The 14798-nt window shown below is 56.0% G+C and carries 15 protein-coding genes and 3 pseudogenes; 6 read left to right on the top strand and 12 right to left on the bottom strand.

What is annotated here, in order from left to right; translation table 11 throughout:
• A partial coding sequence (locus tag ACRESJ_RS00420) for a transposase (RefSeq protein ID WP_431756104.1) occupies nt 1-151 on the top strand: 151 nt, incomplete at its 5' end.
• A gap of 195 nt (nt 152-346) precedes the next feature.
• Here ACRESJ_RS00420 and ACRESJ_RS00415 read toward each other — a convergent pair.
• Complete coding sequence (locus tag ACRESJ_RS00415) at nt 347-718, bottom strand: NUDIX hydrolase (RefSeq protein ID WP_431756103.1); 372 nt, start codon at nt 716-718, stop codon at nt 347-349.
• A 695-nt stretch (nt 719-1413) separates the two neighbouring features.
• Between ACRESJ_RS00415 and ACRESJ_RS00410 the strand changes: the two genes are divergently transcribed.
• On the top strand, nt 1414-1917 hold the full coding sequence (locus ACRESJ_RS00410; RefSeq protein WP_431756100.1) for a glycine zipper domain-containing protein: 504 nt from the start codon (nt 1414-1416) through the stop codon (nt 1915-1917).
• Nucleotides 1918-1999: 82 nt separating this feature from the next.
• On the opposite strand, the gene ACRESJ_RS00405 is transcribed toward ACRESJ_RS00410, so the two are convergent.
• From ACRESJ_RS00405 to ACRESJ_RS00355, 11 genes and pseudogenes are all read right to left on the bottom strand, one after another.
• Complete coding sequence (locus tag ACRESJ_RS00405) at nt 2000-2200, bottom strand: hypothetical protein (protein ID WP_431756099.1); 201 nt, start codon at nt 2198-2200, stop codon at nt 2000-2002.
• Nucleotides 2201-2544: 344 nt separating this feature from the next.
• Nucleotides 2545-2736: pseudogene (locus ACRESJ_RS00400) on the bottom strand (response regulator); the annotation flags it as partial.
• Nucleotides 2737-2886: 150 nt separating this feature from the next.
• Nucleotides 2887-3825: a copper homeostasis membrane protein CopD gene (gene copD / locus ACRESJ_RS00395; protein WP_431756098.1), complete on the bottom strand. Its 939-nt coding sequence runs from the start codon at nt 3823-3825 to the stop codon at nt 2887-2889.
• 3 nt (nt 3826-3828) lie between these two features.
• Nucleotides 3829-4215, bottom strand: a complete 387-nt coding sequence (gene copC / locus ACRESJ_RS00390) for a copper homeostasis periplasmic binding protein CopC (RefSeq protein WP_431756097.1) — start codon at nt 4213-4215, stop codon at nt 3829-3831.
• A 77-nt stretch (nt 4216-4292) separates the two neighbouring features.
• A complete protein-coding gene (locus ACRESJ_RS00385; RefSeq protein ID WP_431756102.1) occupies nt 4293-5147 on the bottom strand; it encodes a copper resistance protein B in 855 nt (284 codons plus the stop codon).
• Between the two features lie 63 nt (nt 5148-5210).
• Entirely contained in the window at nt 5211-7085 is a 1875-nt protein-coding gene (locus ACRESJ_RS00380) for a copper resistance system multicopper oxidase (protein ID WP_431756096.1), read from the bottom strand.
• 267 nt (nt 7086-7352) lie between these two features.
• The gene (locus ACRESJ_RS00375) at nt 7353-7625 is read right to left on the bottom strand and encodes a heavy-metal-associated domain-containing protein (RefSeq protein WP_431756095.1); all 273 of its coding nucleotides are present in this window, start codon (nt 7623-7625) and stop codon (nt 7353-7355) included.
• 114 nt (nt 7626-7739) lie between these two features.
• Nucleotides 7740-10018, bottom strand: a pseudogene (locus tag ACRESJ_RS00370) (heavy metal translocating P-type ATPase).
• A gap of 90 nt (nt 10019-10108) precedes the next feature.
• Nucleotides 10109-10357: a DUF2933 domain-containing protein gene (locus ACRESJ_RS00365; RefSeq protein WP_431756101.1), complete on the bottom strand. Its 249-nt coding sequence runs from the start codon at nt 10355-10357 to the stop codon at nt 10109-10111.
• A gap of 128 nt (nt 10358-10485) precedes the next feature.
• Entirely contained in the window at nt 10486-10923 is a 438-nt protein-coding gene (locus ACRESJ_RS00360) for a hypothetical protein (protein WP_431756094.1), read from the bottom strand.
• 100 nt (nt 10924-11023) lie between these two features.
• Nucleotides 11024-11419 (bottom strand): hypothetical protein, encoded by a 396-nt coding sequence (locus tag ACRESJ_RS00355; protein ID WP_431756093.1) that lies wholly within the window; start codon nt 11417-11419, stop codon nt 11024-11026.
• A 376-nt stretch (nt 11420-11795) separates the two neighbouring features.
• On the opposite strand from ACRESJ_RS00355, the gene ACRESJ_RS00350 reads away from it, so the two are divergent.
• The 4 genes and pseudogenes from ACRESJ_RS00350 to ACRESJ_RS00335 form a co-directional block, all read left to right on the top strand.
• Complete coding sequence (locus tag ACRESJ_RS00350) at nt 11796-12179, top strand: hypothetical protein (RefSeq protein ID WP_431756092.1); 384 nt, start codon at nt 11796-11798, stop codon at nt 12177-12179.
• 148 nt (nt 12180-12327) lie between these two features.
• The gene (locus tag ACRESJ_RS00345) at nt 12328-12744 is read left to right on the top strand and encodes a group II truncated hemoglobin (protein WP_431756091.1); all 417 of its coding nucleotides are present in this window, start codon (nt 12328-12330) and stop codon (nt 12742-12744) included.
• A gap of 32 nt (nt 12745-12776) precedes the next feature.
• Nucleotides 12777-13217, top strand: coding sequence for a CopD family copper resistance protein (locus ACRESJ_RS00340; RefSeq protein WP_431756090.1), 441 nt, complete (start codon nt 12777-12779; stop codon nt 13215-13217).
• A 272-nt stretch (nt 13218-13489) separates the two neighbouring features.
• Nucleotides 13490-14798: pseudogene (locus ACRESJ_RS00335) on the top strand (IS1182 family transposase); the annotation flags it as partial.

Raw genomic sequence — 14798 nt, 5'->3', positions numbered from 1 at the left:
CATTTTGAGCAGGGTTCGCTGGCCGATGCACACCGGTCAACTGGAGGGGATCAACAACCGCATCAAGGTGATTAAGCGTATGGCCTACGGCTACCGGGACAGCGAATTCTTTTTCATGAAGATCAAGGGCGACTTTCCCGGCAATCCGTGAAGAACCAAAAAAATGGCTCGCATGCGGGCGGACCAAATGGGAATTCTTGAGTGGAGCAGGGGGTACTCTGCGATTTGTTCTGTGAGCAATTGGTGAAAAGGATGTCGTAGATACGGAAAAGTCCGCTCAGTGGCGGGCTCTCTCTCCGCAGGGTGGGCTGATCTGCCCAAAATGTTGCAACCAGCCTGTAGAGGCTCAAATCGCCAATCCGAAGCCAGCAAATGCTTTTACGACTACTTTCGTAGCTTGGCTTAGTTCAAGATCGCGAAATTTTCTCCAGGGGTGCCACTTACATGCTGCAATTTCATTGTTCGGAGTTGGTTTTTGACCAGCGCCAAGCTGAGTGAAGAAGACAAAATGGGTGGTTTCACCTAACTCAAAGCGCGCGAGCTGGACCAAATCATCAGTGACTAACCCTGTTTCCTCAGCAAGCTCTCGCATGGCTGCCTCAGCAGGTGTTTCACTTGGCTCGATCTTCCCACCTGGTAGTGCCCATTTAGATTTTGTCTTGCGGACGTAAAGAACGTGGTCGCCTTTGCGACAAATGACCGTAGCTCTCGTATTCATGCCAATCACCTCATGCAGGGGTATTGCTTTTTCGGCCCCATGCAAATCATGCATGCCTTAAACCTGAGACTTCGCTGGCATAAAATCGTCACAATTTATTGGAGCAGAGGTTTATGTCGGTGCCATCTGGCACTCAGCCAGGCTATTTGCAGGTAAGGCAAAATCCCATACCGTGCGTCCTCTTCGGCGAACCCTTCGAGATCTCGCGACCTCTGCCGTAACACGAGCTATGAGCGCTGATCATGAACGACTATATGAGGGGGCAAGCATTATCGGCTTGGCGCGAATTGCTGCTGAGATGGGAAGTCAGGACGAATCCCCAACAACAGTATGAGGAGCTGCTGAGTGCGGTCGATAAATACCACCGTGACGGAGCGATAAGCATCGGCTAGCGGTATGACCTCATTCTAGAGGCGACATCGTGAAAATGAACGACCTGCCGAAGCCTCTGCTTAACGTGTCACCAATCATTAGCCTGGCTAGCGGTTATTTTCGCCCCCCCTCAAAAAAGGGTTCTTTCATCTCTGAAAAGGCCTGTCACGATTAGCCTAGGACCGCCGAAACCTCCTAAAGTTTCAGTAAAAAAAACAGCAACTTAGTGAGTTTTTCCAAGTCGTGTTACTCGTCGGATTTCAATTGTAAGCCTCTGTCCAGAGCTTCAGGATCGCCTCGGCACCACTTTGAGGTTTTTATAAATGAAGTACTCCTCGATTCTCTTGTTGTCACTTGGCCTGCTAAGCGGCGTTGCGTCGGCAGGCAGCAATACCGAAGCAGGCGTAGGCGGCGCATTGGGCGGAGTATTGGGCTCGGTGGTCGGCCAGTCGATCGGCGGCAGCACCGGTTCGGCAATCGGCGCAGGTGTGGGTGGTGCGGCCGGTAGTGCGGTGGGCGCCAACAAACACAGCCGTGGCGAAGCGGCCATTGGTGGCGCACTGGGCGCAGCCGGCGGTAACGTGGTAGGTCGCAAGATGGGCGGTACCACTGGCAGTCTGATCGGCGCGGCAGCCGGTGGCGGCGTGGGCGGTGCCTTGGGCAACCACATGGGCCGGGAATATGATGAGGAAAGTGGTCATCACTACCGTGGTCGTGACTATGACGACGATGATGACGACGATCAGGGCTGGCGTCGTCGTCACCACGACCATGGCCATCACTATGGTTGGCGCAAACACCACAGAGGCTGGCGCGACGACGACTGATCCCTGCGTTACAGGCCCATTGGAAGGGCTGGCCGCAGAAGTCGCGGCCAGCTAGACCAACACCGCCAGCGGATTTGTAACCTCAATGGAGAATCCTGCGACTCTCACCAATCCGGATTCGATCCAGCGCCCGGTTCAATGCATCCAAGGCATCAATGAGGGCTTTCGCCTCAGCTTCTCGGCCATCACCCCAAAGGCGTTCGGCCATTTTGTTCAGGGCCTGGATAGAGCGCTCAATTTCAGCAGCAGTCGCCGCTGCCTTACTGTCCGTCTGCTTCTTCATTGAATAACCGTTTGCAGGCCGATCCTCATCCGCATGGCTTTCACCCCGATGTAGCAATTCTCAGTACTGTCACTGCCTCAAGAAGCTGATGCACCTGAGTCAAAACGATCGACGCCAGTTCGTCATTCCCTGCTGCTTTAAGAGCGTCCACTACGTCAAGCAGACTCGCTATCTCGGCCTCAATGGCGCGAACGGATTCACCTATATGGTATTGAAGTGAGTGCGCAATATCGATAAGACCTCATCCAAATCGCCTGCATTTTCTCATCGCGAAAGATCACTCAGCCTTTGTCCTGGAGATAACGCCGGCATTCACCTCTTCCGCATACCCCTCCAGCTTGTGCTCTCAGGACGTCCCAACCATTTAGACTAGGCATCATCACATCCAGAATGAGAAGGTCATAGGATCTGTCCAGAACAAGTTGAAGCGCGTCGTTTCCGTTTATGACACGGTTAACAATGAAACCGGCCTCAGTGAGGCCTTGCTGCAGGTAAATTCCGGTCTTCAGCTCATCTTCAGCTACCAAGAGTTTCATATTGGCAAGTTCCACGATTTGTATTGCAGCAGTTTGCGGCCAAAACCGATGCCTCAATACAAGCTGATGTAGTTTCTACAGCCGACTCAGCACGGACGCACTGGCTCAACATAGAAAATTGGGACGCACTGCCTGCATTTACTTCACGGGTTACTCAGCTGACATCTCCATCTCTGGGCTGAGTGTGCCGAGCCAGGCAACCAGACCCATAATGACCACTGCGACCGAGAGCTCTAGCATCATGCTCCGCCGTAAAGCGTTGATGGCGACGGTGTGAGTATCTGCCTGAATGGATCGCTCAAGCAGCGGGCTCAGGTGAAAGCGGTTCACCGCCGCAAATACCAGCATCCCCGCAAACAAGAACACTTTCAAAGACAGCAGGGCCCCGTACGTGCTGGATGCCAGCGTCTCGAATGCTGGCCCGACAACCATCAGATAGTTGATGATCCCGGTGATAGCCAGGGTTGCAACGATAATCGTCCCCGCAGATTCAAAACCAGCCAACGTTCGAGCCAGCAACCGTATCTGCAGATCGCCTGTGAGGTTGGTTGAGCGCAATAACAGCGCGAATGCGGCGAGAGCGCCCAACCAGCTGCCTGCACCCAGAAGATGGACAATATCGCTGGTGAAGTGCAGGTAGCGTCGACTGCCTTCATCCATAGCGCCATGTCCTGTCCAGGCCAGCGTCGCCAGGGCGATGGCCCCGCACAATGTGGCCAGCCAGAGGCTCAATGCCGGGGCCCGTCGATTGAGAGTCGCGGCTATGACCGCTACCGTCAACGAGGCTATTCGAACCATCCAGGTCAACCCGACGTCAGTGTCCATCAGCATCATCTGCAGGATGTGGTGATGCAGTTCCATGACGCTGGACATACCGCTCATCGTCTTGGCCATGTGTAGCATGGCCACCATCGATAGCAGTATGCCGGTAAGGGCAGTTCCCACCAGTAACGACCCAAAATTCAATACGGCACCGTCTGCGCGTTCCTTTCCTTTGAGACTGTAGAGGCCAAACAGTGCTAGCCCGAAGAGCAGCATCAGGTCGATATAGAGCGCGAAGCGAAGGCTAATGTAGATTGAGTCGTCCATGGATCACTTGACTTTAAAGGTCACGGTGCCTGTGATCGGGTGGGTATCGGAAGAAACCGCCCTCCACTCGACCTTGTATGTGCCAGGTGTGAGCGGCGCTGCCGGGGTGATGACCATCATTTTCGGATCGGCGCTGCCCGCGACACTCGCTTTGACACCCATGGGAGAGTGGGCAGACATGCCCGGCATTTCGGTCATGATAAGTTTCGCGCCGGAAAACTGGGTTGTGAGCTTTTCCGAGAAATTCAGTTCGATTTTTGCCGGTGTAGCCACGGTGGTGCCATCGACCGGGGTAGAGGACAGTAGTTTTGGATGCGCCTGGGCGGCAGCGCTCAACAACAAACCGATGCTGAGTGCCGCGACAACACCGAGGGCTTTAAAAGATGACATGCAAGGCTCCTGACGGCCTGGGCCGTGGGTGAGGTGTTACTGTTTGAATGGATGTGGGGTGTATCTTTCGGTCAGGTTTAGAACCACATTCGCACACCGACGACAACGCGCGTATCGCTCTGGTCTTCGCCTTCTTCAACGCGGTAATCCGCAGTTTTGCCGTAGGAGTGGTTCCACGTCACGCCCATGTAAGGTGCGAACTCGCGGCGTACTTCATAGCGCAGTCTCAGGCCGACCTCGGTGTCCGACAGCCCTGAGCCTGTGGCCCGTTGTGGGTCGTTTTTGCCATAGAGGTTGATTTCAGCCGTGGGTTGCAGAATCAAACGGTTGGTCAGCAAGATGTCGTAGTCGCCCTTGAGCCGCAACGCGGTCTGGCCGGCCTCGCCCAGGTAAGCGGTGGCTTGAGTTTCGAAGTCGTAGAGCGCCATGCCTTGCAGCCCCAGTGCCGCCCATGTCTGGGGTGCGCCAGGTTTGAAGTCTTGTCGCACACCGCTGACCACGTCCCACCAGGGACTCACGGCGTGTCCCCAGAGTGCGTGAAGCTCAGCGCTTTCGGTCACGCCATTGGTTCGCTCGCCTTCGGTGCGCAGCCAGAGTCGATCCGTGTCACCGCCAATCCAGCCATTGGCTTCCCAACGTAATGCACTGCCCTTGTCAGCGTCTTGCCATTCGAGTTGATCGATGAGGAATAATGAGTTGATCGAGCTGTCGTGCATCTGGTGGCCTGCATGGCTTTCAAACACCGCCGCGCGATCAGCATCGGTGAGCGCCGGAATGGGTGTACGGCTTTGCTGGGGCGCTGCGGGTTTCATACCCTGCATCTGGCTGTCATCCATGCCCTGCATTTGGGAATGATCCATATCCTGCATTTGCTTGCCGTCCATACCTTGCATCGGCTCGGTCTGCCCATACGCAAACGGCATGACACCCATCCCCAGGATGGCAAGGCCGGCGAGTAGCGGTTTAGCGGTTATTTCGAAGTTCATGTCTGGCTCCTACTCTTGTACACGGACTTCGCGGAACATGCCCATTTCCATGTGGTACATCAGGTGGCAGTGGTACGCCCATCGCCCCAGAGCATCGGCGGTCACACGGTAGCTGCGTTTGGTGCCAGGCGGCATGTCGATGGTGTGCTTGCGAACCATGAAGTCACCGTTTTCATCCTCCAGGTCACTCCACATGCCATGCAGATGAATGGGATGCATCATCATGGTGTCGTTGACTAGAACTACTCGGATGCGCTCTCCATATTTGAGATGAAGTGGCTCGGCATCCGCAAATTTGACGCCGTTAAAAGACCACGAGAACTTTTCCATGTGTCCGGTCAGGTGCAGGGTGATGGTGCGGCTGGGTTCCCGGCCATCGGGATCTTCGAAGGTGCTCTTCAGATCGGAGTAGGTCAGCACCCGTCGACCGTTGTTTCTCAGTCCCATGCCAGGATCGTTGAGTTTCGGTGTGGGGCTCATCGCCTGCATGTCGACCAGTGGGTTATTTGCTTCCGAGGCTGGGTGGGGTTCCATCGAGTCCATGCCACTCATGCCCGGCATCGAATGGCCTGACGTGCCTGTCGAGCCTGGCGTCTGACTGTGATCCATGCTCTGCATCGATCCACCGTCCATGCCCGTCATACCCTGCATGCTGTTGTCGTCGCCGGCTGCCATTTGGCTGTGATCCATACCCTCCATACCCTCCATGCCTTGCATCGAGTCCTGGGTCATACCATTCATATCGCCATGATCCATGCCGGCCATATCACCCATGCCCATGTCGCTCATCGTGATCAGCGGACGCGGATCCAGGGACGGCACAGGGGCCGAGAGCCCTTCATGTACAGCCAACGAGCCTCTCGCGAAACCTGTGCGATCCATCGACTGGGCGAACAAGGTGTATGCGTTTTCGGTGGGTTCGACGATCACATCAAATGTTTCGGCCACGGCGATGCGGAACTCATCAACGCTCACTGGTTTCACGTACTGCCCGTCAGCGGCGACGACAGTCATTTTCAGCCCAGGAATACGCACGTCAAAGTAGCTCATCGCCGAGCCGTTGATGAATCTCAGGCGTAGCCGTTCTCCGGGTCTGAAAGTTCCTGTCCAGTTGCTGTCGGGTGCCTGCCCATTGAGTAAGTAGGTGTAGGTGGCGCCACTAACGTCGGCAAGATCCGTGGGGTTCATTTTCATTTCTGCCCACATTTTCCGATCCGCGACCGTGGCAGACCAACCGTTCTTGCTGACGTCATCAATGAAGTCGCCGACGGTGCGCTTGTGCAGGTTGTAGTAACTGGATTGTTTCTTGAGCTTCTTCATGACCCGCACTGGGTCTTCATCCGTCCAGTCGGACAGCATCACCACATAGTCGCGGTCATAGCTGAAGGGTTCGGGATCCTTTGCATCGATGACCAAGGGGCCGTAAACGCCGACCTGCTCCTGGAACCCGGAATGACTGTGATACCAGTAGGTGCCGTTCTGTTTGACCTTGAATGAATAAACGTACAGGCCGCCCGGTTCGATGCCGTGAAAACTCAGACCCGGTACGCCATCCATGTTCACCGGCAGAATGATGCCGTGCCAATGGATCGAGGTGTCTTCCTTGAGCCGGTTCCTGACTCGCAACATCACCGTATCGCCTTCACGCCAGCGTAATATCGGGCCGGGGAGGCTACCGTTGATGGTCATGGCGGTGCGGGGCGTGCCAGTGAAGTTCACCCCCATCTCACCGATAGTTAGATCGAAATTAGTGCCGGCGGGCACATTCGGCTGCCCCTGACTGGTAATTGCCCACACCGGGCTGCGCCACAGCCCAAAGCCTGCGAGTACCCCGCCTGCCGCCAAGGCTTTCACGAAAGTGCGTCTTGATGTTCTGGAGTGCATGGAGGGGTATCCAGTAAGTCGGAGTTCAGGCAGATACGAAACCGCTACCACAGTAGGGCCATGGCTCGCTTGAGTGAGTAGGTGCCAGCTGCCATTTTGCGAGCAAGATGTCACATCATCAGGCGGTGCGTGATTACATTTCCGTCAGGTTGGCAACGGCAATTTGGTCGCGCTGCGATTGGGTAGCACCGATAGATTTGTCTTGTTTTGATAGGCCGTGTCTGGTGAGCCCTGACGTAGTCGTCAATTACCGTTTAAAAATATCGCTTACCGACAGCAGCAACCGCCGCTGTTCCCGCCACAACCTGAGGCTTTCTTACTGGCTACGCTTTCCACTGTCGCCAACTGTGCTGGATAGCCTGCGTTCTGCAGGGCTGTAAGCAGCGTATGGCTGTCCGAATCGCCGCTGACCTTCACCCGCCCGGCTTGTAGATCCACTGCTATGTCACTGACGCCTTCAAGTGGGCGCAGCGCTTCGGTGACGTGTTTGACACATGAGCCACAGCTCATGCCTTGGACTTGCAGTTCAACGGTTTTCATCGGTGACTCCTCATAACAAAATGCATCATGCAAAGGTTGAGGCATTCAGCTTTTTTGCGACGTTGGCTGATCTTCAACCTTGCTGCCATGGCAAGGTCAAGTGGTCGTTTTCACTCAATTAATGGAGGCCTGGCGCAGGCGCAACGCGTTGAATACCACCGACGCCGAGCTCACGCTCATGGCCAGTGCGGCAATTAGTGGTGACAGAAGGTGACCGGTAAGCGGATAGAGCAAGCCGGCGGCCAGTGGGATACCCATAGCGTTGTACAGGAAGGCGAAGGTCAGGTTCTGGTGCATATTTCTCACCGTTGCCACTGACAGGCTGCGTGCACGCAGGATACCGAGCAGATCGCCTTTGACCAAGGTGACCTGAGCGCTGTTCATCGCTACGTCAGTGCCAGTGCCCATGGCGATACCGACATCAGCGCGAGCCAGCGCAGGGGCATCATTAATGCCGTCGCCGGCCATCGCCACGCGGTGTCCGGCTTGTTGCAGAGACGCGACCAGACGTTCTTTGTCTTGCGGTTTGACCTCTCCATGTACCTCCTCGATACTCAGCCGCAGAGCGACCGACCGCGCAGTGGTAAGGCCGTCGCCAGTGGCCATGATGACCTTGACGCCATCCGCCTTCTGGCGCTCGACCGCCAGCTTCGAGGTGGGTTTGATGGGGTCGGCTACAGCCAGCAAACCTGCCAGGGCGCCATTGACAGCTAAGTACATGATGCTCGTGCCATCGCCGCGTAGCTTCTCAGCCTGCGTTTGCAAGCTCTCGGTGGTGACACCAGCCTCTTGCATCAGCGCCGTATTGCCCAGCTTCAGACGACGGCCCTCGACTTGACCGCTTACTCCGATACCGGAAGCCGACTCGAAGGTTTCTGGTGGGCTCAGTGTCAGACCTGCGGCGCGTGCCTGCTCGACGATGGCGCGGGCCAACGGGTGCTCGCTGCCCTGATCAAGACTCGCAGCCAGGCGCAGCACTTCATCCTGAGTAAATCCAGGTACAGCCTCGACGCTGTGGAACGCTGGCCGCCCTTCAGTGAGAGTGCCCGTCTTGTCGACAATCAAGGTGTCTATATTGCGCAGATTTTCGATGGCAGCGGCATCACGGAACAAGACGCCGCTGCCAGCGGCCTTGCCGGTGGCGACCATGATCGACATGGGTGTCGCCAGGCCAAGGGCGCAGGGACAGGCGATGATCATCACTGCGACAGCGTTGATCAGGCCAAATACCCAGCTTGGCTCAGGCCCCCATAGCCCCCAACCTAGGAAAGTCAGTGCCGCGATGGTTATCACCACGATCACGAAGTAGCCGGCGATTACATCAGCCAAGCGTTGCATCGGAGCCTTTGAGCGTTGGGCCTGAACAACCATCTGCACTATCTGTGCGAGCAGGGTGGCCGATCCTATTTTCTGCGCCTGCATTACCAAACTGCCATGGATGTTGAGAGTGGCGCCGATCAGCGTGTCACCGGCCCTCTTCATGATCGGTATCGGTTCGCCAGTGAGCATCGACTCGTCCACAGCGCTTTCGCCTTGTAGCACCTGACCGTCGACAGGCACTTTCTCGCCTGGTCGCACACGTAACGTGTCGCCGCTGTGTACGTGCGTCAGGGGGATGTCTTCTTCCGTACCGTCGGCATTGATCCGTCGTGCAGTTTTGGGGGCCAGTCCAAGCAGCGACTTGATGGCGGCCGAGGTTTGCGAGCGCGCCTTGAGTTCAAGCATCTGGCCGAGGAGGGTGAGTGAGATGATCACAGCCGCCGCTTCGAAGTAGACGCCGATACGGCCGTCCATCAGGAAGTTGCTGGGGAATACATCGGGGGCCAGGGTCGCCACAACGCTGTAAAGGAAGGCCGCCGCCGTGCCAAGCCCGATCAGCGTCCACATGTTCGGACTTCGCTGAATCACCGAGCGCACGCCGCGCACATAAAACGGCCAACCAGCCCACAGCACCACAGCACCACAGGAGTCGCTAATCCCAGCTCGACCCAATTTTGCGTGGGGCCGTGAAACAGCATCAGGACATGGCCGCCCATGGCCAGCGCGGTAACGATCAGGGTCAGAGGCAATGTCCACCAGAAGCGCCGGGTGAAGTTCTTGAGTTCCGGGTTCTCTTCTTCCTCCAATTCGGGAACCACCGGCTCTAAGGTCATGCCGCACTTAGGACAGACGCCGGGGCCGATCTGGCGAATTTCCGGATGCATGGGGCAGGTGTATTCAGTGGCAACCATCGACGGCACTGCTGGTGCCTGATGGACTTGTTCAATCTCACTCCGGGATGTTCGATAGCGCTCGGGCTCTACACTGAAAGTCGTTTGGCATTTCTGGCTGCAGAACCGGTAGGTTTGCCCCTGATATTGCGTACTGAACTGGCTATCGTTACTGACGGCCATACCACAGACCGGGTCATGGGAACCGGTGGATTGGCGTTCAGGCTTTTGCATTGGGTCTAGTTCTTGACGAAGCTCAGGGGTATGCATGAGCTAACTCCTGTTCGCATCCTTGGTTGAGTCTGAGGTTTCTCCGTGATGACTGTGACCAGCATGGTGGTGCCCGAAAATATGCATCAGTGGGCACAACAGCAAAATCATATAAGGCAGTAGGCCCAGCATATGACCGTAATGTTCTCTGGCCAGGTAGAACAGCGCGATCACCAGCAGTATGCCCAGCGCTATACCGGGTTTGCTCCTCAAAAATGTTGGAGAGGTGTTAGCTGAATGCGATGAGTTCATCATGTTTTTGTACTCCTGAAGGAGCGCTATCTAGTGATACGTCGTGTAAATTCAATCTACGGCGGTTTTAGCCAGGCCATACTGGCTAACGCGAAACCGCCGATATGTCTAAAACGCTATCGTCATGATCACTTGCTCATGGGCATATCCGTCATCGACGACTGCTGATCCATCATCTTCATCATCATGTCCATCATTCCTTTGCTCATACCCATGCCGTCTTTGGAGCCAGACATCCCCATGCCTGAGCCCATACAGCCCGCAGCACCCTGCTGCTTACTCATCATAGCCAAGCTGTCCTTCATCGTTTTCATGCCCTCTTGCATAGCTGCTTGCCGTTCGGCTGGCGTCTTCGCAGCGGCAGCTTTGTCATGAGCCGCCTGCATTTTCTGCATTTGCTCGCTCATTGCTTTGTTCATCGCTGACTCGGACGGTGTGCTTGCAGCCGTTGCGCTGGCAGGTGCGTCGCTAGGTGCGTCGGCGGGATGATGCTCATCTTCGGCATAAGCCATGAATATGCTGCTGGCTAAAATAGCGGCAAGAACCAATTTCAATTGTGTTTGCATGGTGAACTCCGGGTATTTAGGGACAAGTAGGAATTACTAGGCGGCGCCTAATCGGCGCGATGAAGCAGGGCGGCCACCGTGTGACCGCCCTGAAGTCGGATTAATCGTTGAAGCGGACGAATATCAGGCGGGCTGGAGGCCCTGATGGAGCGGGGCGCTTCAGTACGAGTGCAGCGAAGGTGATTGTTTGAGCGGGGTTGAGCAGCATCATCGCAGGTAACAGCAAGGCAAGCGCCAAACTGGCGAAATCCAGTGTCGGGATCTGCGATGTGGGACTGATCGCCTTTGCAGTATCGGCACAATGCTTAAGGCAGCCACTGGCATGCAGTGCATGTTCATCCACCTGTTGCAGCGTGGAAGGCGACTCGTGCGTTGCACTCAGGCTGTGCTCCGACTGTACCAGGCAGCCGTGAAATACCATCACGATCACAGCCAACACCCACACCCCGAGGGTGAGTCGCAAAAGATTGCGGTAGTGATGACGGAACCAGTACATGACGTGCTCCACGGGCCTGTTAGTCCCTAGTTGTTCCAGTGTAGATATCCAGGCAGTCGCAGAGTTGACTTCAATCAAGTAAGTGGGTTTTTCGGTACGCTGGGTCAGTAAAGCGGTCTCGCGGTAAGCAGGTGTTGCTATGGTCATGATTCCGTGAGTGCAATCGCTCTGAGTCGGTTTATTTCGACGGAACTAAACTCAGCTTTCTTAGATACAGGTCATCCTCGCCGGCTGTTCACCGGCAGGCTGCAGATAAATTGGAGCCAGGGTTTGACGGTGATGCTAGCGGCGGTCAGAGCGCTGCGTAAGGAGTGAGGCGCTGCGAAAGCGAGTGGCGCAACTCGAAACTGCCAATGCATGACAATCGGTAAGTGCCATGAGAAAAAAGCCAGTGCATCACCTTCAACTGCGGGTACGCGAGCTTGGGCAGTTGTTCAACTCGATGGATCCGACACCTTTTCTTAACAAGGATCTCGATCGTGAAGCTGAAGCGTTCATTGAGACTTGGGCGGCGGAATTTTCGTCGGACAGCCGGCTTCGTATCACCATCCACCTTCAGCACCTACCAGTAGAGGGCGAGCCAAGTGCGATCATGGTCGAGGCAATCCACAATTACTTTGATCATAAGGCAGGCCTAACGCGCAGTGAGTTAAAACACCTCCTTCGAGATGGCCGCATCAGCCTGGTGATCGGCATCGCCTTTGTTACTTGTTGGGCTGCAGAGCTAAAGCTACTTTGCCTATCGCTCCTTCGGGCTTAAGCCCGGCTCGACTCCAAGTCTTCACATGCCTTGGGCAAATCACTCCACAGTTGGCCTGCCACGATTGATTCAAGAACATGACCTATATCAAAAGGCGCGCCTATCGCCACGTTACTATCCGTGCGAGACCCATTCGAAGGCGCGCAACATGACCAATCCCTATCAACTGCTCGGTGGCGCAGCCGGCGTGCGCGCGCTGTGCGAGGCGTTTTACGCAATCATGGACACTCAGCCAGAGGTCGCAGATATTCGCCGCATGCACGGCAGCGATCTCGGGCCCATCAAAGAAAAACTGTACGAATATCTGTCCGGCTGGATGGGCGGACCACCCTTGTATCTGCTACGTCATGGAACGGTGTGCATGACCAAACCGCACCAGCCCTATGCCATCGGTTCGCGCGAGCGCGATCAATGGCTACGGTGTATGGATCTTGCCCTGGAGCGCATCGGTGCCAGCGCTGAGGTCAAGGCGATGCTGCAAGGCCCAATGGCGCGCATTGCCGATGCCGTGCGTAATCGCAACATCAGCGTGATCGAGCCGGAGGCTGCTCATTCCGGAGGGTGATCCAGAGAGGCATCCAGGCTGATGGAGAAGGTATGAATTATCTGTTGTTGAAGTTCATCCATTTGACGGCGGCGGCTTTCTTCATTGGCGGCGTGTTCTTCGAGGTGATGATCCTCAACCATGCAGTCCGCCAGATGGATCAGGCGCCTCGCGAGCACCTGTCGAAGGCTTTGGGCTTACGGGCTCGCCGTGTCATGCACTGGGTCGTGCTGGCGCTATACGGCGCAGGCCTGGGGTTGGCATGGCAGTATCGAGCGGTGCTGCACGATCCTTTGGCCAGCAGCTTTGGCACCTTGCTGGCGCTGAAAATCGTCCTGGCCCTGAGTATTCTCGGCCAATTCAGCTATGTGGTTTACCTGATGCGAACGGGGCGTATGACGGCGCTGCGATCACGGCGGATCCACCTCAGCGTGCTGGTTCACGTGCTTGGCATCCTGTTTCTGGCCAAGGCGATGGTCTTGCTGTCTTGGTGATGCGTTGCAAAGCTGACTTCGACGCAGCAGGAGATTCAATACGTATTTTGTAGGGATTGTACGAGCAAACGTCTCGGCGCTGACGATCCGCCTCGGCCTCCAATTGCCGTCGCTCCTAAGGCCTGATAGCTGCCAAGTGGTTTTTGGGCGTCTGCGAAGATCGTAGCCCGGTGAAACACAAGCCCCTTAAATCAGACTGTGTGAAAACCTAGCAATCTGCCCGGCCCTTTAAGAGAATGCTCCGTATCGGAAGGTACGGAGCATTTTTCGTTATGGCCTACATACAAGGAGAGTCTCGCAGCCAGACCAGCCTGTTCCCGGTCTCGCTGGAGGAACTGATCCCGGAAGATCACCTCGTACGGGTCATCGACCTGTATGTCGCCAGGCTCGATCTGGGCTAACTGGGCTTCGAAAGGGCCCGGCCGAAGGCCACTGGGCGCCCAGCCTACGACCCCGCCGATCAGCTCAAGCTCTACCTCTATAGCTATTTTCAGCGCATTCGTTCATCGCGGCGCCTGGAAACCGAGTGCCAGCGCAACATCGAAGTGATGTGGTTGATCAATCGACTCAAACCGGACTTCAAGACCATCGCTGACTTCCGTAAGAACAACAAAGTCGCTTTCGTTACGTCGTGCCGGGCCTTTGTGCAGTTCTGCCGAGCTGCCGGTTTGATTGCTGGTGACCTGGTTGCCATCGACGGGAGCAAGTTTCAGGCGGTCGCCTCCTCGCGGCGCCAGTTGAGCTTGAATCAACTCAAGCGTCAGGACGAGAAGCTGGATAAGCGGATCGCCCAATACCTGGCTGATCTGGATGCTGCTGACAAGTCTGAGGGCGAGCAAGTGGTAGATCGCACCGCGATCAAAGCGGCCTTGGTGAAGCTTGAGGCCAAGCAGCAAGACAACCGCACTTGCCAGGCCTTGATGAAATCGATGGGGCTGGAGCAATTCAACACGCACGAAAGCGATGCACGAATGATGCGTACGCCAAAGGGGGCACGTGTTGCCTATAACGTGCAAACAGCCGTGGATGCAGAGTACTGTCTGATTTTGCACCACGAGGTGACGCAAGAGGGTGACGACCGCAAGCAGCTTGAACCCATGGCTAAAGCTGCCAAGGCTGAGCTGGGGCAGCAAGCGCTGACCGTGATAGCCGATATGGGGTACTCAAATGGCCAGCAGTTCCAAGCTTGCGAGGAAGCCTCCATTACCGCTTACGTGCCGCCAAACCGAACCTCGAACCCAGGCGGAGAGACATTATTCGAGCGCAAGGACTTTACCTACGACACTGAGCAGGATCGGTACCAGTGTCCGGCAGGCCAGTGGCTGACGTTGAAGCAGCGTCACAAGGGCGACCGGATCTACCAAGCGGCAATCACCGACTGTGCCGGGTGTGCGCTGAAAGCCCAATGCACGACGGCCAAGCGCCGCTATGTCTCGCGTCACGCACAAGAGGAGGCCTTTGAGCGTATGGCACAGCGGATGCAACTGCATCCAGAGATGATGGAGCGACGCAGATCCATCGTGGAGCACCCGTTTGGCAATCTCAAACAATGGCTATTTGGGAACGGGCGGTTCTTGCTAC

Origin of the sequence: Pseudomonas sp., assembly GCF_050739655.1 — a bacterium.
Taxonomy (GTDB): domain Bacteria; phylum Pseudomonadota; class Gammaproteobacteria; order Pseudomonadales; family Pseudomonadaceae; genus Aquipseudomonas.
The sequence above is the reverse complement of the archived record's forward strand: the minus strand, read 5'-3'. Positions and strand labels throughout refer to the sequence as shown.

Coding starts and splice junctions, on each gene's coding strand:
- ACRESJ_RS00415 (WP_431756103.1), bottom strand. CDS start 718: ATGAATACGAGAGCTACGGTCATTTGTCGCAAAGGCGACCACGTTCTT.
- ACRESJ_RS00410 (WP_431756100.1), top strand. CDS start 1,414: ATGAAGTACTCCTCGATTCTCTTGTTGTCACTTGGCCTGCTAAGCGGC.
- ACRESJ_RS00405 (WP_431756099.1), bottom strand. CDS start 2,200: ATGAAGAAGCAGACGGACAGTAAGGCAGCGGCGACTGCTGCTGAAATT.
- copD (WP_431756098.1), bottom strand. CDS start 3,825: ATGGACGACTCAATCTACATTAGCCTTCGCTTCGCGCTCTATATCGAC.
- copC (WP_431756097.1), bottom strand. CDS start 4,215: ATGTCATCTTTTAAAGCCCTCGGTGTTGTCGCGGCACTCAGCATCGGT.
- ACRESJ_RS00385 (WP_431756102.1), bottom strand. CDS start 5,147: ATGGGTGTCATGCCGTTTGCGTATGGGCAGACCGAGCCGATGCAAGGT.
- ACRESJ_RS00380 (WP_431756096.1), bottom strand. CDS start 7,085: ATGCACTCCAGAACATCAAGACGCACTTTCGTGAAAGCCTTGGCGGCA.
- ACRESJ_RS00375 (WP_431756095.1), bottom strand. CDS start 7,625: ATGAAAACCGTTGAACTGCAAGTCCAAGGCATGAGCTGTGGCTCATGT.
- ACRESJ_RS00365 (WP_431756101.1), bottom strand. CDS start 10,357: ATGAACTCATCGCATTCAGCTAACACCTCTCCAACATTTTTGAGGAGC.
- ACRESJ_RS00360 (WP_431756094.1), bottom strand. CDS start 10,923: ATGCAAACACAATTGAAATTGGTTCTTGCCGCTATTTTAGCCAGCAGC.
- ACRESJ_RS00355 (WP_431756093.1), bottom strand. CDS start 11,419: ATGTACTGGTTCCGTCATCACTACCGCAATCTTTTGCGACTCACCCTC.
- ACRESJ_RS00350 (WP_431756092.1), top strand. CDS start 11,796: ATGAGAAAAAAGCCAGTGCATCACCTTCAACTGCGGGTACGCGAGCTT.
- ACRESJ_RS00345 (WP_431756091.1), top strand. CDS start 12,328: ATGACCAATCCCTATCAACTGCTCGGTGGCGCAGCCGGCGTGCGCGCG.
- ACRESJ_RS00340 (WP_431756090.1), top strand. CDS start 12,777: ATGAATTATCTGTTGTTGAAGTTCATCCATTTGACGGCGGCGGCTTTC.